Origin of the sequence: Pseudomonas sp. BNK-45 (genome assembly GCF_047456255.1) — a bacterium.
Lineage (GTDB): Bacteria > Pseudomonadota > Gammaproteobacteria > Pseudomonadales > Pseudomonadaceae > Aquipseudomonas.
In genome coordinates, this window is sequence record NZ_CP179909.1 from 3881161 (window position 1) to 3905780 (window position 24620).

The 24620-nt window shown below is 66.3% G+C and carries 18 protein-coding genes; all 18 read right to left on the reverse strand.

Annotated features, from left to right (window positions below):
• Window positions 1-12: 12 nt before the first annotated feature.
• Window positions 13-1308 carry an MFS transporter gene (locus ACMGG8_RS17990; RefSeq protein ID WP_414158057.1) on the reverse strand — a complete coding sequence of 432 codons (1296 nt, stop codon included), beginning with the start codon at window positions 1306-1308 and terminating at the stop codon, window positions 13-15.
• 154 nt (window positions 1309-1462) lie between these two features.
• Window positions 1463-2425: a sugar kinase gene (locus ACMGG8_RS17995; protein WP_060839558.1), complete on the reverse strand. Its 963-nt coding sequence runs from the start codon at window positions 2423-2425 to the stop codon at window positions 1463-1465.
• Window positions 2418-3200, reverse strand: a complete 783-nt coding sequence (locus ACMGG8_RS18000; RefSeq protein WP_129405592.1) for a sugar phosphate isomerase/epimerase family protein — start codon at window positions 3198-3200, stop codon at window positions 2418-2420. The genes ACMGG8_RS17995 and ACMGG8_RS18000 overlap by 8 nt, the downstream gene beginning before the upstream one ends.
• Window positions 3201-3266: 66 nt before the next feature.
• Window positions 3267-4283: a LacI family DNA-binding transcriptional regulator gene (locus ACMGG8_RS18005; RefSeq protein WP_060843768.1), complete on the reverse strand. Its 1017-nt coding sequence runs from the start codon at window positions 4281-4283 to the stop codon at window positions 3267-3269.
• Between the two features lie 155 nt (window positions 4284-4438).
• On the reverse strand, window positions 4439-5371 hold the full coding sequence (locus tag ACMGG8_RS18010; protein ID WP_060839555.1) for an alpha/beta hydrolase: 933 nt from the start codon (window positions 5369-5371) through the stop codon (window positions 4439-4441).
• 90 nt (window positions 5372-5461) lie between these two features.
• Window positions 5462-6403, reverse strand: a complete 942-nt coding sequence (locus ACMGG8_RS18015; RefSeq protein ID WP_129405589.1) for a choline ABC transporter substrate-binding protein — start codon at window positions 6401-6403, stop codon at window positions 5462-5464.
• Between the two features lie 273 nt (window positions 6404-6676).
• A complete protein-coding gene (locus tag ACMGG8_RS18020; RefSeq protein ID WP_414158058.1) occupies window positions 6677-8644 on the reverse strand; it encodes an autotransporter outer membrane beta-barrel domain-containing protein in 1968 nt (655 codons plus the stop codon).
• Window positions 8645-9142: 498 nt separating this feature from the next.
• Window positions 9143-9784: a DUF1345 domain-containing protein gene (locus tag ACMGG8_RS18025; protein WP_060839553.1), complete on the reverse strand. Its 642-nt coding sequence runs from the start codon at window positions 9782-9784 to the stop codon at window positions 9143-9145.
• A 1145-nt stretch (window positions 9785-10929) separates the two neighbouring features.
• Entirely contained in the window at window positions 10930-11556 is a 627-nt protein-coding gene (locus tag ACMGG8_RS18030; RefSeq protein ID WP_414158059.1) for a glutathione S-transferase, read from the reverse strand.
• Window positions 11553-15197 carry an AAA family ATPase gene (locus ACMGG8_RS18035; protein WP_414158060.1) on the reverse strand — a complete coding sequence of 1215 codons (3645 nt, stop codon included), beginning with the start codon at window positions 15195-15197 and terminating at the stop codon, window positions 11553-11555. The genes ACMGG8_RS18030 and ACMGG8_RS18035 overlap by 4 nt, the downstream gene beginning before the upstream one ends.
• Entirely contained in the window at window positions 15194-16438 is a 1245-nt protein-coding gene (locus ACMGG8_RS18040) for an exonuclease SbcCD subunit D C-terminal domain-containing protein (RefSeq protein ID WP_108545762.1), read from the reverse strand. The genes ACMGG8_RS18035 and ACMGG8_RS18040 overlap by 4 nt, the downstream gene beginning before the upstream one ends.
• Window positions 16439-16524: 86 nt before the next feature.
• Window positions 16525-18162 carry a BatD family protein gene (locus tag ACMGG8_RS18045; RefSeq protein WP_235760119.1) on the reverse strand — a complete coding sequence of 546 codons (1638 nt, stop codon included), beginning with the start codon at window positions 18160-18162 and terminating at the stop codon, window positions 16525-16527.
• A complete protein-coding gene (locus ACMGG8_RS18050) occupies window positions 18159-19901 on the reverse strand; it encodes a vWA domain-containing protein (protein ID WP_108545417.1) in 1743 nt (580 codons plus the stop codon). The genes ACMGG8_RS18045 and ACMGG8_RS18050 overlap by 4 nt, the downstream gene beginning before the upstream one ends.
• Window positions 19898-20974: a vWA domain-containing protein gene (locus ACMGG8_RS18055; RefSeq protein WP_060839548.1), complete on the reverse strand. Its 1077-nt coding sequence runs from the start codon at window positions 20972-20974 to the stop codon at window positions 19898-19900. The genes ACMGG8_RS18050 and ACMGG8_RS18055 overlap by 4 nt, the downstream gene beginning before the upstream one ends.
• Entirely contained in the window at window positions 20967-21461 is a 495-nt protein-coding gene (locus tag ACMGG8_RS18060) for a DUF4381 domain-containing protein (protein ID WP_060839547.1), read from the reverse strand. The genes ACMGG8_RS18055 and ACMGG8_RS18060 overlap by 8 nt, the downstream gene beginning before the upstream one ends.
• Entirely contained in the window at window positions 21458-22399 is a 942-nt protein-coding gene (locus ACMGG8_RS18065) for a DUF58 domain-containing protein (protein WP_060839546.1), read from the reverse strand. Before ACMGG8_RS18065 ends, ACMGG8_RS18060 begins: the two co-directional genes overlap by 4 nt.
• A gap of 5 nt (window positions 22400-22404) precedes the next feature.
• Window positions 22405-23364 (reverse strand): AAA family ATPase, encoded by a 960-nt coding sequence (locus ACMGG8_RS18070; RefSeq protein ID WP_060839545.1) that lies wholly within the window; start codon window positions 23362-23364, stop codon window positions 22405-22407.
• Between the two features lie 725 nt (window positions 23365-24089).
• Window positions 24090-24446 (reverse strand): hypothetical protein, encoded by a 357-nt coding sequence (locus ACMGG8_RS18075; protein WP_414158061.1) that lies wholly within the window; start codon window positions 24444-24446, stop codon window positions 24090-24092.
• Window positions 24447-24620 lie beyond the last annotated feature (174 nt).

Genomic DNA, 24620 nt, shown 5'->3' on the forward strand with positions numbered 1-24620 from the left:
CTCTGTGGCAGTTCAGGAGTGGGCCAGGCGGCGCGGCAGGGGCAGGCCCTTGGCCCGAGGCGCTCCGGCGCCGGGCGTCAGCAGCAGGGTCAGCAGCACCGAGAGCAGCAGCGCGCCGCTCATCAGCAGGTAGGAGGCACCGGGGGAGCCGGTGGCGCTGTTCAGGTAGCCCACCAGATAGGAGCCGCCGAAGGAGCCCAGGGCCCCCATGCTGTTGATCAGGGCCATGGCGCCGCCGGCCACGTTGGCCGGGAGAATCTCCGGAACGATGGCGAAGAACGGCCCATAGGGCGCGTACATGCAGGCTCCGGCGATCACCAGCAGGCCGTAGGACCACCAGAAGTGCTCGGCACCCAGCAGGTAGGAGGCGTAGAAGGCGATGGCGGCCACCAGCAGCGGCGGCCAGACGAAGCGCTTGCGCTTCTGGGTCCGGTCCGAACCCCAGGACACCGCGAGCATGGCGATCACCGCCGCCAGGTAGGGCAGGGCCGAGAGCCAGCCGGCTTCGACCATGTCCATTTGCGCGCCGTGCTTGAGGATCGACGGCAGCCACAGGACGAAACCGTAGACCCCGATGCTCCAGCAGAAAAACTGCAGGGCGAGGATGATCACCTTGGGCGAGCGGAAGGCTTCGGCGTAGTTCTTCACCGCCTTGATGCCTTGCTGTTCGGCGGCCAGGGCGCTTTCCAGGTCCTGCTTCTCCTGGGGGCTGAGCCACTGGGCCTGGCTGGGCCGGTCATCGGCCAGGCGCCACCAGATAAAGGCCCAGAGCACCGCCGGCAAGCCTTCGACGATGAACATCCAGCGCCAGCTGAAATGCTCCACCAGATAGCCCGAGACCACCGACATCCAGAGCATGGTCACCGGGTTGCCGAGGATCAGGAAGGTATTGGCCCGGGAACGTTCGGCCCGGGTGAACCAGTGGCACAGGTACACCAGCATCGCCGGCATCACCGCCGCTTCCACCACCCCGAGCATGAAGCGGATGGCGATCAGCATGTAGGTGTTGGACACGATCCCGGTGAGGGTGGCCAGGCCACCCCAGAGGATCAGGCTGACGAAGATCAGCTTCTTCACGCTGCGTTTTTGCGCGTAGATCGCCCCCGGCACCTGGAAGAAGAAATAGCCGAGGAAGAACAGCGCCCCCAGGAGCGAGGACAGCCCCGGGGTGATCTGCAGGTCGTTGGCCATCCCGGAGGCGGCGGCGAAGCCATAGTTGGCGCGGTCCAGGTAGGCCAGGCTGTAGGTGATGAAGACAATCGGCATGATGTACCACCAGCGGCGGGCGGCGAGTTTGAGGCTGTCCATGAAAGTTCTCCTGAGCTTGTTGTTTTTGTCGCAACAGGTGGTTCTGGTTTTTTGTTCGCATGCGCACTGCTGTTGTGCAGGAGCCGGCTTGCCGGCGAAAAGGCCCTCGAGCCTTGCATCGCCCTGGCGGGCCCCTTCGCTGGCAAGCCAGCTCCTACAGGGCGCAGGCGGTTTTCAGGGGCGCTGCCTGGTCGGGCAGTTCGTGGCGTCGGGGCAGGCCTTCCATGTCGCCCCGGCTCTGTATCGCGCGGCTGCCGACCCAGTTGGCGCGCTGCACCGCTTCGATCACGCTGCGGCTTTCCAGCAGGGCGCTGATCAGGCCCACGGCGAAGGCATCGCCGGCGCCGACGGTGTCCACCACCTGGGGCACCGGCACGCCGTCGACGAAGCCGGCGTCCAGGTGGGTGCGGTAGTAGGCGCCATGGGCGCCGAGCTTGATCACCACGGCTTCGGCGCCCTGGTCCAGGTAGAACGCGGCAATGTCCGCCGGGTCGTCACGGCCGGTGAGCAGGCGACCCTCGCCGAGGCCCGGCAGCACCCAGTGGGCCAGGGCCGCGAGGCGGTTGATCTCACGGATCATCAGCGCTTCGCTGGCCCACAGGCCGGGACGCAGATTGGGATCGAACGACACGCTGCGGCCGCTGGCGCGCTGGGTCTGCATCAGGTGGCCGGACAGCTCCCGGGCCGAGTCCGAGAGGGCCGGGGGAATGCCGGTGGCGTGCAGGTGACGGGCCTGGAGCAGGGCCGGGGCCAGGTCGTCGAGGCTCAGGTGGCTGGCCGCTGAACCTCGGCGGAAGTACTCGACCCGCGGGTCGTCGCCGGTGTCTTCCCGGGACTTGAGCTGAAAGCCGGTAGGGTGCAGCGGGTCGCGGCGCACGAAGCGGCAGTCCAGGCCCTCGGCTTCGAGGGTGTCGAGCACGAAGCGTCCCAGGGAGTCATTGCCGACCCGGCTCAGCCAGGCCACCTTGAAGCCCAGGCGCGACAGGCCGATGGCGACGTTGCTGTCGGCCCCGGCGATGCGCTTGTGAAAGTGCTCGACCCGGGCCAGATCGCCGCTGTGTTCGGCGACGAACATCGCCATGGTTTCACCGAAGGACAGGATATCGATCTCAGACATGGGCAGGCTCCAGTCGCGACTGACCGAGGCCGGCCAGCAGGTTGACCTGCAGGGCGCTGACCTGCAGCAGGTCGGCGCCTTGCAGCGGGTATTCCACGGCCCGGGTAATACCTTGGGTCATGTGCCGCAGCAGGTGTTCCCACTGCTGCAGCTCCGGGGCGTCCGGCGCTACGGCCACCCGCTTGCCATCGGTTCGCAGGCGCACGGCCTTGCAGTGCACATAGGCCACGTGGCGGCCCAGCAGGCGCGCGGCGTCGAGCGCCGACTGCGCTTGCCATTGCCAGTTGCCGATATCGAAGGTCATGCGCAGCGGCAGGTTCAGCGCCTCCACGGCGCTGAAAAAGCGCTGGAAGGGTTCGATGCGGCCACCGTGCCCGGTCTGGTCGTTCTCCACCAACAGCCGCACCGGCTGATCCGCCAGCAGGCTGGCGAGGCTGTGCAGGTCGTGATGCTCGCTGAAGTGACCGAGGGACACCTTGAGGTCGCGGGCGCCGAACGCCCGGGCCCGCTGCAAGGCGGCGGCGAGTTCGAGGTTGGGCGCGCGGCGCTCGGCCTGCCACAGCTCCAGGGGTGAGGAAAACACGCTTTCCAGGCCATGTTGCTCGGCGCCTTGGGCCAGCTGCGCGGGGTTTTCGCCGCTCAGCAGCTCTTCGCGCCATTCAATGCAGGACGCGCCGGCGGCGGCCACCAGGGGGATGAAATGCGCCTGACCGTGCTCGCGCACAAGGTCCGCGCCGTAGCTGGACAGACTGATGGAAACGGGGGATCGCTGCATGTTCCTGACCTCTGAAACCGGTTTCATTTTTGTTCGAAAAAAGTCTTGTGGCGCGTGCCACCACCGTTACAACACGGTGGAGCCGCGCACGATCAATTGCGTCGGAAAATCCATCACCCGCGGCGCGGCATCGTCGCCCCGCAGACGCTTGAGCAGGCAGTCGAAGGCGCTGGCGCCGATGGCGGCGGTGGGCTGGGCCAGGGCGGTGATGCCGCTGCCCACCAGGGGGTACCAGTCCAGGTCGTCGAGGGCGATCAGGCCGATGCCCTCGAACAGCGGGCACTGCAGTTCGCGCAGGGCGCGGGTCGCCGCCAGGGTCGCCACGCCGTTGGCGCAGAACAGCGCCTTGGGCCCGGGCCCGGGCGTGTCGAGAAAGTCCTTCAGGTGGCGGGCCAGGGCCTCGCCGGTCTCCAGCGACTGGCCGCGCAAGGCCGGGCGCCGGGCGATCTCGGCCTGGAACGCGGCGCTGCGTTCGAGCCGTGAGCTGGTGCCGTCATGGGGTTCGCTGACCAGCAGCAGGTCGCGGTAGCCCTGGTGTTCCAGGTGCTCGATGGCGCTGTGCACCGCCGCCGGATTGTCCAGGCCCACCAGATCGGCGTGCAGGGGGTCGAGCTTGCGGTCCACCAGCACCAGGGGCATTTCCTGCTGCAATTCCAGCAACTGCTCCAGGTGGTGACCCAGGGTGTTCACGATCAGGCCTTCGATGTTGTAGGCCCGCAGGTTGGCCAGGTGCCGGGCTTCCTGTTCGTCGTCACGGTCGGTGTTGCACACCACCAGGCTGTAGCCATGCTGGCGGCAGGCGGTTTCCACGCCGTGCATCACGGCAATCGAATAGGGGTTGCGGATATCCGCCACCAGCATGCCGATCAGCCGCGTGCGCCCGCGCTTGAGGCCGCGGGCCATCTGGTTCGGGCGGTAGCCCAGGTCGTTGATGGCTTGCTCGATGCGCAAGGCGGTGGCGGTGGACAGCAGGGCGCGGTCGTCGCCGATGAAGCGCGACACGCTGGCCTTGGAGACCCCGGCATGACGGGCGACATCGAGCATGGTGACGCGATTGCGCTGGGCGGCGGAAAACGGATTCACGGGCGCGGACCTTATTCTTGGAATTATCGGTTTGCAGTCTTTCCGGAGATCAGGCTGAAACCGGTTTCAGGAAACCGCAAAAAGCCGTTCGCCGTCAAGGGTGCCAAGACAGGAAATACCCCGTGCGGCCGTGGATGGCTGACCAACGGTCGCCCTCAGGGACGCTCCAGGTGCTGCTGCAGGTAGCGCAACAGGGCGCTGTAGAGCGCGTCGACTTCGGCGGCCAGGCCCCTGGCGCGCAGGCAACCGTGCACCAGCCCGAGGCCGGGGTACAGCTGGCTGGCGACCCCGGCCCCGAGCAGGTGCCGGTGATAGCATTCGCCGTCGTCGCGCAGCGGGTCGAACTGCGCCAGGGCGATGAAGGCCGGCGGCAGGCCGCTGAACTGCTCCGCCAGCAGCGGCCGGGCATAGGCCGAGCGCTGTGGCCGGCCGGGCAGGTACAGGGCCTGGAAACAGTCCAGGTCGCTGCTGCTGAGCAGCGGGGCATCGGCGTACTGGCTGCGCGAGGGCAGGTCGGCCGCGCCACCCAGTCCGGGGTAGACCAGCACCTGGGCGGCGGGCAAGGGTTCGGCGGCGTCGCGCAGGGCCAGGCACAGGGCCGCGGCCAGATTGCCCCCTGCGCTGTCGCCCATCACCAGCCGTCGCCGGCTGTCCAGGGGCAGCGGGCTCAGGCCCTGCTCCAGGGCGCGCCAGACCCCCAGGCAATCGTCGAAAGCCGCCGGGAACGGATGTTCCGGAGCCCGTCGGTAGTCCACGGCGATCACCAGTATGTCCAGTTCGTCGGCCAGTGCGGCGCAGATGAAATCGTGGGAGTCCAGGCTGCCCAGCACCCAGCCGCCGCCGTGCAGGTACAGCAGCCAGGGCCAGCCGGACGCGGGGGCCGGGCGGTCCGGGTGATAGGCCCGCAGCGGCACCTTTGCCAGTTGCAGATCATGCACGGCCAGCCCGGGGGGACGGGGTGGGGTGAAGTCCCGGCACATGCGTTCATAGCTGTCGCGCAGGCCCTTGAGGCTGCTGTCGGCGCTGGTGTAGCTCAGGGTGCGCCGGACGAAGGCCGTCAGCTCGGCGGAAAGCGGGTAATGGCTCATGGATAGCCTCGCTGGGGGTGGGCGCCGGCTTGCTGGCGAAGAGCTGCGTGAGGCGGCCTTCGCCGGCAAGCCGGCTGCTGCGACAGGCGGTTACAGGTGGGCTTTGACCGCCGCCACACCATCGCCGCCGTCGAAGGTGCTCACCCCCGTCAGCCAGCGCTGCAGGTCTTCGGGATGCTCGCGCAGCCACTGTCGGGCCACGTCCTGGGGCGTCTTGCGCTGCATGATCGGCACCATCAGCTGGCTTTCCTGGGCCGCGCTGAAACTCAGGTTCTGCAGCAGCCGATACACGTTGGGGCAACGCTCGGCGTAGTTCGGCGCGGTGACCGTGGACACCGTGGCCGCTCCCTCGTTGGGGCCGTACACGTCCTCGCTGCCGGTGAGGTAGGTGATGGCCATGTTGATGTTCATCGGGTGCGGGGTCCAGCCGACGAACACCACGAATTCCTTGCGATTGATCGCCCGCTGCACCGCCGCCAGCATCCCGGCCTCGCCGGACTCGATCAGCTTGAAGCCCTTGAGGCCGAAATGGTCGGTGTCGATCATGGTCTTGATCGTGGTGTTGGCGCCGCTGCCGGGCTCGATGCCGTAGATCTTGCCCCCCAGCTGGTCCTTGAAGCGGGCAATGTCGGCGAAGGTTTTCAGCCCCGCCTGAGCCACGTAATCCGGCACCGCCAGGGTCGCCTGGGCGTCCGTGAGGCTGGGCCGGTCCATGACCTTGACCTGCCCGGCCTCGAGGAAGGGCGCGATGTTCTGGTCCATGGCGGGCTTCCAGTAGCCGAGGAAGATGTCCAGGCGCTGGTCGCGAATGCCGGCGAAGATGATCTGCTGCACGGCGCTGGTCTGCTTGCTGTCGTAGCCCAGCCCGGTGAGCAGGACATCGGCCACGGCGCTGGTGGCGATCACATCGGTCCAGTTGACCACTCCCATGCGCACGGTCTTGCAGGACGCGGGCTCGGCGGCCCAGGTGGAGGCACTCAGCAGTGCGCTGGCGCAGAGGACCAGGAAACAACGCTTGAACGGTGTTTTCATCAGAGGATCTCTTCCGGCAGGTGGCTTGTTGTTCTGAGCGGCGTCTTGTCGCGCCGTGCTGGCCACCTTACGTGGCCCCGATGGCCCGGGAAACGCTCTGTAGCGACCGGCTTTTGCACTGTGACGACTGCCCGGGCGCACTTCACGCCCACAGGCTTGTCCAGGTCGCGATCAGCAACAGCCCGGGCGGTGCGCCAGGGCTGGGGTCTTGACATGCAGTGCAGCCTCGACCGGGCTGATGTGGAATACCGCGAGACAGGGCAGGAGCCGTTATCAGAACTGATAGGTAAAGGCGGTTTGAATACCGGTCGTGTCATTGCCGCCCGGCTCCTGTGTCCAGAACACACCGGCATGCACGGCGCTGTTCTCGTTCAAGGCATAGCTTGCCCCGGTGCCCGCGGCAAAACGGGTGTCGTGCTGTTTATCGACCTGGTAGGTATAGCGACCCAGGTAGTCCATGCGCGCTTGAAAGGCGTCCTGGTCTTTGTCCAGGTCCTGGATCAGGCCCAGGCTGGCATTGAGCTCCAGCTGTTTTGTCAGGCGTTTGGCAGTTCGTACGCCGGCGTTCAGGCGGGTCACCGAGCGCTGCATTTTTGCGTAGCTGGCCGCCATGACGGCGCCGCTGTGCTCGCTATAGCCCTGGCGGCTGACTTGAGTCTGGCTGAGGCCGATGTACGGCGTCACGGTCAGGCTATCGAGCCGCAGGCCATAGCCACCCTCGATGCTGAAGGCCTTGCCACGCAGGCTCGAACGCCCTTGACCGGCGTCGGTATAAGCCAGTTGCTCACGGCGGATATCGAGCTTGGAAGACAGATAGGCCGCAGCCAGACGCCCCTGCCAACCCAGGCCCTGGCCCGATTCGTCCATGGCAACGAACATCGCTACTGCGGGTGCGTTGGACCCTGCCTTGGTGTAGTTGTCCGGCAACTGTTGATCGAGGTTCTGGTCCAGGGTGATGCCCACACGCAGATGGTCGCTGGGACGGGCGCCCAGGGTCAGACTCGTGGAGGTCTGGCGAGTCTCGCGATTTCTGCTGTAGCTGGGACCAACCCCAATACAGAACGAGCCGCTGTCGATCTGGCACTCCTGGCTCATCAACCGGTCCAGTTGCGCACTGCGCAGGTCCAGGACTCCCCATGCCCGATTGGCGCTTTTGGCCATCGCGCTCCGGGTGTTGTCCAGATCAAGCAGGTGAGTGCCGGTTTCCGTGATCTTCCACAGCGCGGCGTGTAGGTCACCACTCGCGGTGAGGCTCAGGCCGACGGCAATATTGCCGTCGGCGGACACGGCAGTCGCTGCCGAATGTTGGCCGCCTAACGTGCCCAGATCGATCATGCCGTCGGCATCGGTGTGTCTGAAGGCGTGGCTATCGCCCTCTGCGGTAATGGCAAAACCGACGACAACGCGGCCGTCGGCGGATGCCGCGCTAGCACTGGAGTCGCCCCCCCAGGAGCCGAGCTCGACCATGCCGTTGGCGTCAGTGTGTTTGAACGCTTGAGTACCGCCGGTGATAGTTTCCGAACTGCCCACGACCACCTGGCCGTCGGCGGATATTCCCAGAGCCTGGGAAGATGTTCCGCCGAGGGTGCCCAGGTCGGTCATGCCGTTGGCATCGGTGTACTTGAACGCGTGTTGTACGTTCGGATCGGTATCGATGTCCGACTGCCCGACGACGACGCTACCGTCGCCGGACACCGCAGTTGCAAGGGAGTCGCCACTGTTGTCTGCCTTCAAGGTCCCCAGATCGATCATGCCGGTCGCCTCCGTGTGCTTGAAGGCACGAGTCCTCCCTTGGAGATTCAAGGAGTCGCCAACCACCACGGCGCCGTCAGCGGATACGCCATTGGCGCTGGATGATGCGCCGCCCAGTGTGCCTAGATCGATCATGCCGGTCGCATCGGAGTGCTTGAAGGCATGAGCCGCGGCCGGGGTAGCCGCTTTTCCCACGACCACGCTGCCGTCGGCGGATATTGCATAGGCAAAGGAATAGTCTCCACCCAAGGTCCCCAGATCGACCATGCCAGTCGCATCGCTGTATTTGAATGCGTGATCTTGGCCTGTGGGTAATGTTTTGTTTACCGCGATTAGACGACCGTCGGCAGAGACGCCGAAGGCCATAGAGTACTCGTTACTCAAAGAACCTAAATCAATGCTGTCGATTGCAGTGATCGCATGGGACTGTACTGAATAAGTGACGCTGTATAGCAGGGTAATAGCTGTTATTACGGATGGGTATTTCAACGTTGTAACCTTTTGGCGAAGCAGAAAACACAACAGTCTGTGGAAGTTACAGGCTGCTTTGGGGGTGGCTGTTTGCTGTTGGGCCCATGGATTGGGTGCGCGGGCGCTCTATTGCAAGTGCTTTCGTCATTTGGACATGGCGAGGTCGGCAAACTTCAGGTTCGGGGAAAAGGGGGGATTAGTTGAAAGCGAGGGACTAACGTTAAGAAGTTAGTTGGCTAAATCCAGGGCTGTAAAAGGCGGCTATTTTATTTTTAGTAAGAGGGCGGGTCTTTAAGATGATTCTTAAATTGCTCTTGAAGTGTTGGGGCGATTTGTTTGGAAGGTCGATCAGTACAACTGAATTTAGTTGCTTGGTATTGGCGGTCGTTCGAATGAGATCAACTAGGCTTACCCAGCCTGACACTCGCTATATGGCATCTCGGACGAAGCCGTCGCGATTCTCACGGACGATCCCGCGAAGCTGCCAGGACTGGGCTCAAGCCGTCTCGTACCGGTTCAGCTGAACAGCCCGGCGGCAATGTTGATGGAAAAACCGAGGATCGCGGTGTTGAACAGAAAGCCGATCAAGGACTGGGCGAGGACGATCTTGCGCAGCTCGCGGGTGGCGACACCGACGTCCGAGGTTTGCACCGCCACGCCGATGGTGAAGGAGAAGTACAGGAAGTCCCAGTAGTCCGGGTCGATCGGGCCTTCGGCAAAGCGCAGCGCCGGTTCCTGGCCGTCCCAGGTGTAGTACAGGCGCGCGTAGTGCAGGCTGAAGATCACCCCGACCAGCAGCCAGGAACCGATCACCGTCAATCCGGTAAAGGCGTAATGGACCAGCCGCCGGGTGCTGTCCAGGTCCTTGCTGCCGACCAGCTCCAGGGTGATCGCCACCAGGCTGGCGATAGCGGCGATGCACACGATGAGCAACACCAGCCCGGCGTTTTCGTCCTCGGCTTCGGCGATGCGCTTCACCTGGTCGGCGCGAGCGCGCAGGGTCAGCCAGAACATCAGCAGCAGGTAAGTCCAGACGGCGGCGTTCCAGCCGATGAGGATCTTGCTGGTGAGGGTCGCGGCGGGGGCGAAGAGGCCGACGGCGCAGCCGATCAGTACGCCGATGGTTAAGCGAGGGTGGGTGCGGATTACGACGGACATGGGGGCTCGTGGCGTTGGGGCTGAAGGAGGGGAACATTAGCATGTGGGGCGGTGGGGGTTATGTTTTGGGCGTGTGCTGGGAGGGGCATATCCGTTGCTGCGGGTGTGGCGGCTGGCGGTTTCGCCTTTACGGCGAGTTTGAGGGGGGTACATATCCGTTGCTGTGGGTGTGGCCACTTACGGTTTCGCCCTTACGGCGAGTGGGACGGTGTGCATATCCGTTGCTGCGGGTGCGGCCACTTAGGGTTTCGCCCTTACGGCGACTTACTTTTTTCAAACGCCAAAAAAGTAAGCAAAAACGCTTGCCCCTCCATACGGCCCCTCGCTGGGGCTCGGGGTTCCCTCTCTCCGGCATTGCTCCGGGGGCCCGCCGCCAACCGGCCATCCATGGCCGGGTGGCGGCTAGCTCGGCATCCCTGCCGAGCTGCCCCCTACGCAACGCCTGCGCTCGGCCTGCTGGGAAGGGGCCGGAAGATCAAGATCTAGATCAAAAGCCAACGCCAAAACCCAGGTGCGCAGGCTGGCTCCTTGTAGCCGCTGCCGAAGGCTGCGAACGAGCGCTCGCGCTCGCAAAACCAGGCGGCGCGGTGGTTCAGGAACGTTGGGGAGGCAGGTTTAGCGTCTCCTGCGGAGCCGTTCGCAGCCTGCGGCAGCGGCTACATGTAACGCGAACGGCAATGAAACAGGTCGGCCGGTAGGCCGCCGTCAGATGTTGATCTTGATCTGGTTTTTGATCTTCCTGCCCCCTTAAACACGATGGCCGAACGCAGGCATTGAGCCGTGGGTAACCCGGCAGGACGCCGGGTTAGCCGCACTGGGCCATGGATGGCCCATTGCGGCGGCCCACGGATCAATGCCGGAGTTCGGGCATGCCGAGCCTAGGCGAGGCACCGAGTGGAGGGGCAAGAGCCTTTGGTTACTTTGGGCTGGCCGGCATTCCGGGTTTCAAAGTGACTCGCTGTAAGAGCGGAACCGCCAGCGGCCGCACCCGCAAGAACGGATATGTACCCAAACCCGCTGTAAGAGCGGAACCGTAAGCCGCCGCACCCGCAAGAACGGATATGTACCCAACCCCGCTGTAAAAGCGGAACCATAAGCCGCTACACCCGCAGCCCCGGATATGTACCCAACCCCACAACAAAAACTCACGCCAAAGTCTTGGCCATGACCCCCACAAACAACTTCGACTCAAGAAACACCTGCAACCACTCCTGCAACGCAGGATAAGGCGTCTGCGCAAACCACTCCCGGTCCACATGAGCAAACTGGCGAACAAACGGCAGCAGGGCCATGTCCGCCAAGCTCGGATGCGCCGCCAGCAGATGGCGTCGCTCCTGCAGCAGGCGCTCCAACTGCGCCAGAAACACCTCGCCCTGGCCCCGGTAATGCTCCATGGGCGCCTCGGGATAGCGCTCGGCGTACTTGTAGCGATTGAGGTGCACCTTGAACACCTGATCATTTTCGGCAATCAAGGCCGCCATCTGTGTCTGGGCCTCGGGGGCGCCGATGAGCCGCCAGTTGTCCGGATCATGCTGCTCCAGGGCCCAGTGCATGATCTCCAGGCTCTCGTCGATCACCCGCCCATCCACCGCCAGCACCGGCACCGTGCCCTTGGGCGACAGAGCCAGCATCTCGGGTGGCTTGGCCTTGAGGCTGACCTCGACGATCTGCACGGGCACCTGGGCATAGCGCAGCGCCAGTCGCGCGCGCATGGCGTAAGGGCAGCGGCGGAACGAGTAGAGGGTCGCCTCGGGCATCGGCCGCGTGCTCATTTCACCTCCAGGGTGCTCAGGCCGTTGCCCTGGCGGCTGACCTGGATCTGCACCGGGATCCGTTCGTGCATTTCCTGCACGTGGGAAATCACCGCGACCTTGCGCCCTTGGGCCTGCAGGCCGTCGAGGGCGTCCATGGCCAGTTGCAGGGACTCGGGGTCGAGGCTGCCGAAACCTTCGTCGATGAACAGCGATTCGATCTTCAGGGTGCTGGAGGCCATGGACGCCAGCCCCAGGGCCAGGGCCAGGGACACCAGGAAGGTTTCGCCGCCGGACAGCGAGTGCACCGAGCGCAGTTCATCGCCCATTTCGGTGTCCAGCACCAGCAGGCCGAGCATGCTGCCGCCGCGCTTGAGGCGGTAGCGCCGCACCAGCTGGCGCAGTTGGGCGTTGGCGTGGTGCACCAGCAGGTCGAGGTTGTAGGCCTGGGCGATCTTGCGGAAGGTGTCGCCGGTGGCCGAGCCGATCAGGGCATTCAGGCGGGCCCAGCGCTGCCATTGCTGGTAGGCGTCGTGGATCTGCTGGCCCAGGGCCTGATTGGCCTCCTGGCGGCGTTGGTCCTCGCTTTGCCGGGCGCGCAGTTCCGCCACCTGCTGTTCGCTGGCGAGGGCTTGTTGCTGCAGCTCTTCAAGGGCCTGGGCCAGTTGCCCGGCCTCCAGGTTGCCGTTGTGCTGGGCCTGGTGCTGTTGCAGGCGTTGCTGACGCTCCTGGAGCAGGACCTTGGCTTGTTCGATGGCCTTGTCGTTGGCCTGCAGGTGCTGGCGCAGTTGCTGGACCTGTTCCTCGTCCAGTTCCAGCAGCTGTTGCAGGCCGCTGTCGTCCAGCTCCGGATGCTGGGCGCGCCATTGTTCGATGCTGCCGGCCAGTTGCTGCCGTTCGCTGTCCAGGGCTTGCAGACGCTCTTGCCGGGCCTTGAACTCGGCGCTCAGTTGGATCAGTTGCTGCTGCAGCTCCTGCAGCTCGTGCTGGGCCTTGGCCTGGGCGCTGCGGGCCTGTTCCACGGCTTGATCGAGCTGTTGCTGCCAGAGCTCGGCGCTAGGGTGCGACCCCAGCAGGGCGGCCAGCCGGTCCTTGCAGGCCTGGTGCTGTTGGCTCAGGGCGTCGAGCTGCTGCTGAGCGTCGCTCAGTTGCTGCTGGCGGGTCAGTTGGCGGTCCTGTTCCTTGTCCAGCAGCAGTTGGCGCTGCTGCTGTTCTTCGGCTTCGTCCTGGCGCTCGCGCAGTTGCTCGATGCGTTGCAGCACCTGCTGGTCCAGTTGCATGAAGGTGCTGGCCGGATCACGGCGCAGGCCTTCGAGCACCTCGGCCGGCAGCAGGTTGTTGAAGCTGGCCAGTTCTTCTTCGAGACGCTGTTGGTCGGCGGCCAATTGCTCCTGCTGCTTGTGCAGGTGCTGGGCCGCCTGCTGGCTGGCGTCTTGTGCTTGCTGCAACTGCTGCTGGAGCCGCGTGGCGTCCTTTTGCAGGGTCAGCAAGGCATCCAGGCGGCTTTCATCCTGGGTGATGCTCTGTTGCAACTGTTCCAGTTGCTGGCGCAGCCAGGCATCGCGTCGCGCCGGGTCCTGGTCCAGCAGGCTGGCACTCTGCGGGTGGGCTTGCAGGCTGGGGGCCAGCGCCTGTTGCTGGCTGGCCAGTTGTTCCTGTTGCTGGAGGAATTCCTTCTGCTGGGCGATCAGGCCCTGGACCTGGGCCCGCAGTTCGTTGAGCTGTTCCTTGAGCCTGTCCACCGCCTGACGGGCGTTGGCTTCTTCGCTTTCGTCATGGCGCCCCAGGCTTTGTAGCAGGGCTTCGGGCTGGTGATAGGGGTGCTCGACGCTGCCGCATACCGGGCAGGGCTGGTCGTCCTGCAACTGCCCGCGTAGCTCCTCGACACTGGCACTGCGGGCCAGGCGCTGGCGCTCCAGCAAGGCCTGGGTGACGCTCAGGGTCTGCTCGGCGACGCTCAGTTCGGCCTTGGCTTGCAGGCCGGCCTGGTTCAGTGCCTCGCGCTGGGCGGCCACGGCTTGCTGCTTGTCTTGCAGGGCCCGGCCGCGCTGGTCCAGTTCCTGTTGCTGGGCCCAGAGCCGTGCCAGCTCTTCGGTGGCCCGTTGTTGCTTGCGGTTGTCCTTGAGCAGGCCGTCCAGCAATTGGATCTGCTCGGCCACGGCCTGGGGTTCGGCACCGGCTTCGCTGTAGAGCAATTCAAGGTGGGAACGTTGTTCGGCCAGTTGCTGAGCGGCGGTGCCGGCTCGCTGTTCCAGGGCTGGCAGTTCGGCCTGGCCCTGATTCAGGCGGTTGCCGATCAGCATCAGTTGCTGCAGGCGTTCGCGGTAGAGCGTCCAGGCTTCGCTCAAGGGGGCGAGGGCGGCGCTGTGCGCCAACTGCCCGGCAATCCGCTCCAGGCGCTCACCCACCAGACGCTGCTTCTCCAGCAGTTCGGCAATGCTTTGCTGGCCTTGGGCACTGACGCTTTGCGCGCGGTCACGGGTTTCGCCGGCCTCGCTCAGGCTCTGGCCAAGACGGCTCAGATTGGCCTGTTCGGCAAAGGCTTCGCGCAGCAGCGGCGCGCTGTCGCTGTGCTGGCTCTGGGCCATGGTCAGGGCGCTGTCGGCGTCGAGCACGTGCTGTTGCAGCTGTTGGTGACGTTGTTGCAGCTCAACCTGTTGCGCGGCCTGCTGCTCGATCTGTTGGCCCAGGGGCTCCAGGGCTTGGTGCAGCTCGATCTGGCGCAGGAACTGGTGGCGCTGCGGCGCCAGTTGTTCCAGACGCTGCAGGCGCAGGCGCTCTGGGGCCAGAGCCAGGGCCTGCTGCTCGGCCTGTTGCAACTGCTCGGCGGCGTCCTGTCGGGCCTGCTGCCACTGTCCCAGCTCCTTGAGCCAGCTGTGCTGGGCCTCCAGTTGCTTGAGCCGGGCCTGCTGCTCCTTGAGCTGCTGCCGGGCGGCGTCGAACTGTTGATCCAGCTCGGCCCGGGCTTCGGGGTCCAGCGGGGTGATGCCGCTGGCCTGGGCCTTGAGTTCCTTGTGGACCTCTTCGGCCTCCTTGCTCTTGCTGTAGGCGCGCCGCCCCAACTGGCTGTAGATCGAGGTGTTGGTGAGCTTTTCCAGCAGCTCGCTGCGTTCCTTGTCATCGGCCTTGAGGAAGGCGCTGAACTCGCTCTGGGCCAGCATCACCGCCCGGGTGAATTGCTCGAAGTTGAGCCCCAGGCGGGCCTCGATCAACTGCTTGTATTCGCTCTTGCTCTGGTTGCTCAGCAGTTGTTCGCTGTCCAGGTCGGTGAGGTTCTGCCGGCTGGCCTGCAGCTTGCCGTTGGCCTTGTCGCGGGCGCGGTTGGCCTCCCAGCGGGCGCGGTAGCGGCGCCCGTCAATGCCGACAAAGTCCACCTCGGCATAGCCGCTGCCGCTGCCCCGGCGCAGCAGGGTGCGCGGGTCGCTGGTGAGGATCTCGCTGTCGACCTCGGGGACCTTGGTCTCGCGGCCGATGTTGTTCAGCCGCGGCACCGCGCCGAACAGCGCCAGGCACAGGGCGTCGAGCAGGGTGCTCTTGCCGGCGCCGGTCGGGCCGGTAATGGCGAACAGCCCGGCGCTGGCCAGGGGCTCGGCGGTGAAGTCGATCTCGAACGGGCCAGCCAGGGAGGCCAGGTTCTTCAGGCGGATGGCCAGGATCTTCATGGCTGTTCCCCTTCTTGCTGCACGTCCTGCAACAGCAGGGCGAAATCCTTGAGGGTGGTGTCGTCCACCTCGTTGCCGTAGGCGTCGCGCCAGGCCCGGCGGAACAGTTCTTCGGGGCTCAGTTGATCCAGTTCGATCAGCTCGGCGCCGCTGTCTTGCGCGTCGCGCCCGCCCTTGCCGGCGTATTCGGCGGCAATCCGTACCAGGCGCACGGCCTTGCCTTGCAGGGCGCTTTCCACTTGCTGGCGCAGGTCCGGCTGCGGTTCGTCCAGGCGCACCCGCACTTCCAGCCAGGGCTGGCGCTGTTCTTCGGCCAGAAGGTCAATGTCCGGCAGCTCGCCGAGCTGGTCGAGGATTTCTCCCAGGGGCGCCGGGCCCAGGCGTTGCAGGTTCACCGCCCGGGGAATCAGCCGCGGTTCGACGCTGACCAGGGTCTCGCCGTCCAGGCGCACATCGAGGATCTGGTGCTGATAGCCGATCTCGGAAAACGACAGCGGGATCGGCGAGCCGCTGTAGCGGATGCGCTCCTCGCCATTGACCTTCTGCGGCTGGTGCAGGTGCCCCAGGGCCACGTAGCTGATGTCCGGGCCGAACAGGCTGGCGGGCAGGGCCTCGGCGTTGCCGATGATCAGGCTGCGCTCGGAATCTTCCGAGATTGAGCCGCCGGCCATGTGGGCGTGGCTCACCGCCACCAGGGCCTGGCCCGGCTGGCGCTTGGCGTTGGCCGCGGCGATCAGCCATTCATGGACCTGGGCGATGCCCTTGAGGTAGTCGTCGCCCCGTTGCGGGCCGGTGACTTCCGCCGGCCGCAGGAACGGCAGCGCCAGGCACCAGGCGCGGACCGCGCCACTGGCGTCGGGCAGCGGCAGCAGCAGGCGTTCGACATCCAGCTGGCCGTCATCCAGCCACAGCACCCGGCCCAGGGCGTGGGTGCGCAGGCGCCGCATCAGGGGCGCCGGCAGTTCGATGCGCGAGCCGGAGTCGTGGTTGCCGGCGATCATCACCACGGTCAGGGCCGGCTGTTGTTCGTGGGCGCTGACGATGAAGTCGTAGAGCCGCTCCTGGGCTTTGACCGGCGGGTTGACGGTGTCGAAGATGTCGCCGGCGATCAGCAGCACATCCGGCTGCTCATGCTTGAGCTGACGCAGCAGCCACTCAAGGAAGCAGGCGTGTTCGAAGTCGCGTTCCTGGCCGTGGAGGTTCTGGCCCAGGTGCCAGTCGGAGGTGTGAAACAGACGCAAGGCAAACTCCAGGTAAAGCAGCGGCAAGTGGCAAGCGGCAAGCTACGAGCTGCTTGAGGCTTGCAGCTCGCCGCTTGCGGCTGCCGTTATTTGGGGTAGAGCGGTGGCAGGCTGGTGGTGTCCGTCAACGGGTCCTGGACCCGCTCGTTGATAGGAATGGCGCGGATTGCCCGCCACAGCTCCTCACCTTGCCAATACTGGCCGGTTTCGCTGTAGAGGGCGCCGTTGAGGCCGTCCAGGGCATCGGACAGCGGGATGAATCGCGCCGCCATGTCGGCCAGGGTTTCCGGTTGCTGGCGCGCCCAGGCGTCCAGGGCCTGGCGGGTGGTCTGCGGGTCGTTGGCCTGACAGGCGCGCTTGAGGTCGTCCAGCAGCGAGCGCGGGCTCGGGCCGGTCTGGGTGGCGCGCAGCACCGCCGGTTGCGAGCGCGCCCGCCACCACAGGCCGAAGCCCAGGAGGGTGGTGCAGGCCAGCAGCAGGGTGCTCAGTTGCCAGGGCCAGAGCGGACCATCGTTGCTGCCGGCCTGGGGCGTGCCGGCCGGGGTATCCACCACCAGGCTCGGGTTGTTCGCCACCTGCAGGCTGCGGGCCGGCAGGCGGGTGAGTTCCAGGCGTTCTTCCTGGGTGTTCCACCAGGTCACTTCCAGGCCCGGCAAATTCACTTCGCCGGTGCGGGTCGGCACCAGCGCCTGGCGCTCTTCGCGAATGCCCAGCAGGCCCTGCTCGACGTGCTGGTTGCTCAGTTGCGGCTGGTCGGGGTAGCTGCGCAGGCCGTTGACCTCGGGCTGGGGCAGGGGCGGCAGTTGGGTGCTGGACAGGCCTTCGGCGCGCAGGGTCAGGGTGCGGGTCAGGGAGTCACCGACCTGCGGGTGATCGGGCTCCGGGTTCCAGCTTTCAGTCAACTCCAGGCGGCGCGCCGGCAGCCAGGGGACGTCGGCGGGATAGCCGGCGGGCTTGCCCAGCACGTCCAGGCTCATGGGCTCGGAGCTCACATGGATCAGCTTGCCGGGCTTGGGAGCCTGGGGCGCGGGTTCCTGGTCGTTGCCCGGGTTGGCCAGGGTGGCGCTGAAGGTCAGCGCCGGGATCTGCAACTGGCCGCTGCGCTGGGGGTACAGGGCGTAGCGCATCTCGATCACCCCGTGACGCACGCCATTGATGAGTTTTTCGTAGGTGCGCGGCTCGCCCAGTTGCTCGACCCGGGCATCGTCGAGTTGCAGGGGGCTGAGGTTGCTGTCGTCGAACAGCGGCACCGAATGGTAGATGTGCAGGGTCAGCAGGGCCTGGGCCTGGACGTAGACTTTGGGGCGGTCGAGTTCGGCCTTGATGAACACCGGCTCCAGCCGGGCGTCCTGGTCCTGGGCCGCCCCGGCGTTGACTTGCAGGCTCAGGGCCTGGCTGTGCAGATTGCCCAGTTGCAGCGGGGCGATCTCCAGGGTGCCGAGCTGGCGCGGCAGCAGGGTGATGATCCAGCGGGTGCTGGCGTGGTTGTCGCCCAGGCTGTTGAGCTGGTTGACCTGGCGTGTGCCGCGCACTTCGAACTGACTGTCCAGAGGCGTGAGATCGGGCTTGCCGAACTGGGTGACGTCGGTGGACTCCAGGGTCAGCTCGACGGTTTCCCCGGCGTTCACCTGGCTGCGGTCCAGGCTGGCGGACAGCCCGGCAGCCTGGGACGGGGCAGTCCAGAACGCGAGGGCTAGCAGAAGGGCGGCGGTGCAGCGGGTCATCGAGTTTTTCCCTGATCCTGATGTTGTTGCTGTTCGTACCAGAATTTACGCCTCAGCAGTTCGCCCGGATCGTCCGGGATCTTGCGCAGCCATTGTTCCAGCGCCTGCTGGTGTTCGGCGTCCAGGCTGTCCTGGGCCGGACGCAGTGGGGTGGTGGTGTGCTGGTCGTCCAGTTCGCTGCCGGGCACCTCGCTGTGGCCGTTGCCCGGTGGCGGCGGCGCCGTGGCCTCGCCGGTTTCGGTCGCGGTCTGCCCGGTGTTGTCCGGGGGTTCGCTGCCGCTGGTCGGCTGGGTCGCGGCGCCGCTGGGCCCGGCGTTGTTGCTCTCGTCGCTGTCGGGGTTCTGCGGCTTTTGCGGCGCGGTCGGCGGCGCAGCCTGCTGCTGTTGCAACAGGCTTTGCACCAGGGCCTTGTTGTACAGGGCCGGTTGCAGGTCCGGCTGGCGTTCCAGGGCTTGCTCGTAGGCGTCCAGGGCCGCTTCCAGTTCGCCGCTGCGGGCCAGGGCATTGCCGCGATTGTAGTGGGCGCGGGCGTCATTGCCTTCGGCAAAGCGCTCGGCGGCGGCATTGTAGTTGCCGGATTCGTACAGGGCCACGCCTTGCCATTGCGGGTCCTGGAAGCGCCGCGCAGCTTCGGCCGGGCGCTGCTGCTCCAGCAGGCGCCGGCCCTGTTGGTCGGGACGCAGCCACAGGTCTTGCAAGTCGAAGGCGTAGCTCGGTTGCGGCGCGGCCAACAGCAGCAGCGGCAGGCAGAACAGCCAGCCCCGGCGCCCGGCGCAGGCGGCCAGCAACAGCAGCGGCAGCAACAGCCAGTAGCCCTGGTCGGCCCAGGTGTCCAGGCGCAGGGTCTGGCCGTCGTTGCGCAATCCCTGGGGGCCGCCCAGCAGGCCCAGGCCCTTGAGGTCGCTGTCGTCCAGGCGCGCCTGACGGTAGCGGCCGCCGACCTCGCCGATGAACTGCTTGAGGTCCGGGCTGTCCAGGCGCGACACCAGGATCGCCCCCAGGTCGTCCTTGAGGTAGCTGCCGTCTTCCAGGGTCACCGGGGCGCCGTCGCGGCTGCCCAGGCCCAGCATCAGCAACTGCGGCGCGTCACCGCTCAGGGCCTGGCGGATGCCCTGGCGCTCCTGTTCGCTGAGGGACGCGGCCATCAGCAGCACCCGGCCCTGGCCCAGGGCGCCCTGGTCCAGCAGCTTGAGGGCCTTGAGCAGGGCCAGGTCGGCGCGCTGGCCGGGCTGGGGCATGATCGACGGTTTCAGCGCGTCCAGCAGATTGCGGCTGGTGGCCAGGTCGTCGGACAGCGGCACCAGGGTGTGGGCGCTGCCGGCATAGACCACGATCGCGGTCTGGGCGTCGCTGCGCGCTTGCAGCAGGTCCAGCAACTTGTGCCGGGCCTGCTCCAGGCGGTTGGGCGGCACGTCGCTTGCGAGCATCTGCGGGGTCAGCTCCAGCAGCACCACCAGCGGGTCGGCGGGTTTCTGGCTGGTCTGTTCCACGCGCTGCCAGCCGGGGCCGAGCAGGGCCAGCACCGCCAGCAGCCAGGCCAGGCCCAGGGCCACCCAGGGCAGCTTGCTTTCACGGCCGTTGCCGCCGCTGAGCAGGGCGGCGTGAAAGGCCGGCGGCAGGATCATCTGCCAGCGTCCGGCGCGCTTCTGCCGGTGCCACAGCTTCCACAGCAGCAGGGCCAGCAGCGGCAGCACCAGCAACCATCCGGGTCGGAACCAGTGGGGCCAGAGACTGATCATCGACGCCTCCGCAAGCGCAGGCGCTTGAGTCGCTGGCGCCAGTCATGGGCAGGCAGCAGGAAATTCGACTCGCTGAAGAAGCGCTGCAGCGGGTTGTGCGGCCAGCGCTCGCGCAGCACCAGCAGCACGCTGAGCAGCAGGGCGGCCGCCAGGGGCCAGTGGTACAGGGCCTGGGCCGGGCGGGCCTGGGTCGGTTGCTGGGCCACCGGCTCCAGTTGGTCGAGGGTTTCCTTGATGGCCTGCAGCTCCTGGCCGTCATGGGCGCGGAAGTAGCGTCCGCCGGTGACCTCGGCCAGCTCCTTGAGCGCCGGTTCGTCCAGGTCCAGGCTCGGGTTGAGCCCCAGTACCCCGAGCGTGGCGCTGTCCTGCGGGTCGGCGCCGATGCCGATGGGGTAGATCTTCACCCCTTCCGCGGCGGCCAGCCGGGCGGCGGTGATCGGTGCGATCTCGCCGCCGTTGTTGGCGCCGTCGGTGACCAGGATCAGCACCCGGCTCTGCGCCGGACGCTGGCGCAGGCGCTTGAGGGCCAGACCGATGGCGTCGCCGATGGCGGTGTTCTTGCCGGCGATGCCGATCTTCGCCTCGTCGAGCCAGATGCGTACCGTGCGCCGGTCGAAGGTCAGGGGCGCCTGCAGATAGGCCTTGCTGCCGAACAGGATCAGGCCAACCCGGTCACCCTCGCGGTGTTCGAGAAAGTCCCCCAGCAGGTGCTTGACCAGGCTCAGGCGGCTGACGTCTTCGTCCTGCCACTGCATGTCGGGAAAGTCCATGGAACCGGACACGTCCACCGCTACCAGCAGGTCGCGGCCACTGGCGGCCACCGGTAGCGGTTCCCCCAGCCATTGCGGGCGGGCCGCGGCCAGCAGCAACAAGACCCAGAGCAGGACGAAGCGGACCTGCTGGCGCCAGGCCGGCATGTGGGCCCGGGCCCGGCGCCGCGACAGACCTTCCAGATCACTGAGAAAACTCACCTTCAGCGCCGGTTCGCCGCTGTCGGCCACCGGCAGCACCAGGCGCAGCAGCCAGGGCAGCGGCAACAGGGCGAAGATCCACGGCCAGGCGAACTCAAACATGCTTGCGAATCCAGGTGTCCACCGCCTGGGTCAGGCCGGCGATGGCTTTGTCGTCGAGCTTGCACTCGGGTTTGTAGGCGCCTTCCACCAGCACCATCCAGCGGGTCAGGCCGGCGGCGGGGCAGCGGTTGTCGAGAAACGCCAGCCACTTGCGGCCATTGAGGGTATGGCTCTGGCTGTAGGGATAGTGGTTGCGGCACAGGCGCTTGAGCAGGGCATTGAGGGCCTGCAGCCAGGCGCCGGCCGGGGCGCCGTCATAGGGCTTGGGCAACAGCGCCAGTTCCGCCAGGGCGGCCAGGCGCACCGGGTCCAGGGGCTGTTCGCGGCGAGGGCGGGTGGTCTTGCGCGGCCACAGGTGGCGCCAGCGCCACAGGGCCAGGCCCAGCAGCGGCAGGACCACCGCCAGCACCCACCAGCCCGGGGCCGGTGGCCACAGGCCGATATCCGGCGGCGGCAGCAGCGGTTGCAGTTGTTCCAGGCTGCTCATCGGCCGGCTCCCGGGCGCTGCGGATTGAGGTACTCGCGCAGTTGCTCGACCATTTCGCTCTGGGTGCTCAGGGGCATCAGCAGCACCCGCAGTTTTTGCGCCAGGCGTTCCCAGCGGGCGATGCGCGCCTCGCTCTGGGCCCGGTAGGCCTGGCGCAGTTCGTAGTTCAGGGTATCCAGTTCCAGCTGCGCGCCGCGTTCGGCAAAGCGCAGCAGGCCGGCGGCGGGCAGGGCGTGGTCGAGGGGATCGGACAACGGCATCAGCAGCAGGTCGCAATGGCGCGACAGCAGGCTCAGCTGTTGCTCGGCGGCGTCGCTCAAGGCGCGCTCGTCGCAGATCACGATCACCAGGCTGCCGGGACGCAGCACTTCGCGCCCGCGCAGCAGCGCGGTGCCCAGGGCATCGCGCTGGGGCTGGGCTTCGCTGTGCAGCGACTGGTTGACCCGCACCAGGCGGTTGAGCAGCTGCAACAGGCTCTGCTTGCTGCGCCGGGGCTTGATCTCGTAGTGCTCGTCGTCGCCGTAGACCAGCCCGCCGACCCGGTCGTTATGGCCCAGGGCGGCCCAGCCGATCAGGCTTGCGGCCTGGGCGGCGAGCACCGACTTGAACATCAGCCCGGAGCCGAAGAACAGCTGGCGGCTCTGCTCGACCATGATGAAGATCGGCCGCTCGCGCTCCTCGTGGAACAGCTTGGTGTGGGGTTCCTGGGTGCGCGCGGTGACCCGCCAGTCGATGGTGCGCACGTCGTCGCCGGCCTGGTAGACCCGCACCTGGTCGAAGTCCACGCCGCGCCCGCGCAGCTTGGAGTGGTGCAGGCCGATCAGCGGGCTGCGCTGGCTCGGGGTGGAGAACAGCTGCACCTCACGCACGCGGTGGCGCATCTCGATCAATTCACCGAGGGTGATGCGAATGCCGGGTTCGGCAACGGGCTGGGTCATGGGGGTCAGGCGACGGCAACGACGTCGAGGATGCGCTGTACCACACGGTCCTGGTCGATGCCTGCCGCTTCAGCCTCGAAGGACAGAATGATGCGGTGGCGCAGCACGTCGAACAGCACGGCCTGGATGTCTTCCGGACTGACGAAGTCGCGGCCGGCGAGCCAGGCGTGGGCCCGGGCGCAGCGGTCCAGGGCGATGGAGCCGCGGGGACTGGCGCCGTAGGCGATCCACTCGGCCAGTTCCGGGTCGAACTTGGCCGGGGTGCGAGTGGCCATCACCAGTTGCACCAGGTATTCCTCCACCGCGTCGGCCATGTACAGACCGAGGATTTCCTTGCGCGCGGCGAAGATCGCCTGCTGGCTGACCCGGCGCTCGGGCTTGGTTTCGCCGTTCAAGGCTTCGCCACGGGCCTGCTGCAGAATCCGGCGCTCGACGGCGGCGTCCGGGAAACCGATCTTGACGTGCATCAGGAAGCGGTCGAGCTGGGCTTCGGGCAGCGGGTAGGTGCCTTCCTGCTCGATGGGGTTCTGGGTCGCCATCACCAGGAACAGCGGCGACAGTTCATAGGTGCTGCGCCCGACACTGACCTGCCGCTCGGCCATGGCCTCCAGCAGCGCCGACTGGACCTTGGCCGGGGCACGGTTGATTTCGTCGGCCAGCACCAGGTTGTGGAAGATCGGCCCTTGCTGGAACACGAAGCTGCCGGTTTCCGGGCGATAGATTTCGGTGCCGGTGATGTCGGCGGGCAGCAGGTCGGGGGTGAACTGAATCCGATGGAATTGCGCTTCAATGCCTTCGGCCAACTCTTTGATGGCCTTGGTCTTGGCCAGCCCCGGAGCGCCCTCGACCAGCATGTGGCCGTCGGCGAGCAGGGCGATGAGCAAGCGCTCGATGAGTTTTTCCTGGCCGAGAATCTGCGTTGAAAGAAAGGTTCGCAGCGCCAAAAGCGCTTCACGATGTTCCATCGGTGACTGTTCCTGGAGAGGGTGCACCCCGGGCGTCGAAATAACCTTGGGGCTGGGGGCGATACTTTAATCCATAGCGGGGTGCGGCGACTAACGGGGAACAGCTGATTTAGCGAATTAGTCGAAAAAAAACAGCGCCGCCCACCGATTCCCCCGGGCGGGTCCTGTAGCCGCTGCCCCAGGCTGCGAACAGCATGGGTGGCATGCCGGCGCAGGAGACGCGGGGATCTGGAGGCCGTCCAAGATCGGCGGGCGATCGTCAGGCAAGGTCCTGCGGACCTTTGCGCAGCTTCGCCGTGGCTCAGCAGCGGCTACAGAACAACATAGGACCCTGTAGCCGCTGCCGCAGGCTGCGCACGGCTCCGTAGGAGACGCGGGGATCTTGAGGCCGTCCAGGATCGGCGGGCGATCGTCAGGCAAGATCCTGCGGACCTTTGCGCAGCTTCGCCGTGGCTCAGCAGCGGCTACAGGCAATGCCGATCGGGGTTGTGTAGCCGCTGCCGCAGGCTGCGAACGGCTCCGCAGGAGACGCGGGGATCTTGAGGCCGCCCAGGATCGGCGGGCGATTGTCAGGCAAGGTCCTGCGGACCTTTGCGCAGCTTCGCCGTGGCTCAGCAGCGGCTACAGGCCAATGCCGATCGGGGGTGTGTAGCCGCTGCCGCAGGCTGCGCACGGCTCCGCAGGAGACGCAGGGATCTGGAGGCCGCCGCAGGTTCGACGGCGGCTCAGGACAGCTGGCTGATGTAGGTGCCGACGCCCTTGAGGATGTTCTGCAGGGTCAGTTCCACTTCGGCCAGGTCCGAGGCGGCGGTGCTGTGGCGGATTTCCAGGTGGTCGGCGCCATTGAGGGCGTCGGCATCGGCCGCGGCGATTTCGATCAGCAGGGTGGTGGGGCTCAGGGTGACCTTCACGCCATCGAGGGTCGAGGGCTCGCCGTCGAGGGTGATTTCCAGCTCGTCCTCGTCCGGGTAGCGGCTCATCAGGAACATCTCGCCCTGGCTGCTGTGGCAGCAGAGCATGGCCATGTTGTCTTCTTCGTCGTCGCAGGGGTTGGCGATCAGGTGGGCGGTGGTCATCAGCATGGGGGCATTCCTGAGGCTGGGGCCGGCAGCGGCCGGGCGGTGCAAAAAAAGAAGCAATTCTGCCAGCCCGGGGGAATTTCTGCTGGCCTGTCTGTCTGAGGACAGGTCGTGGACGCATCGGGTCCGGCAGTCGCTTTTGGTACGCAAGTACCCTGAAACCGGGGAAAAACCCTG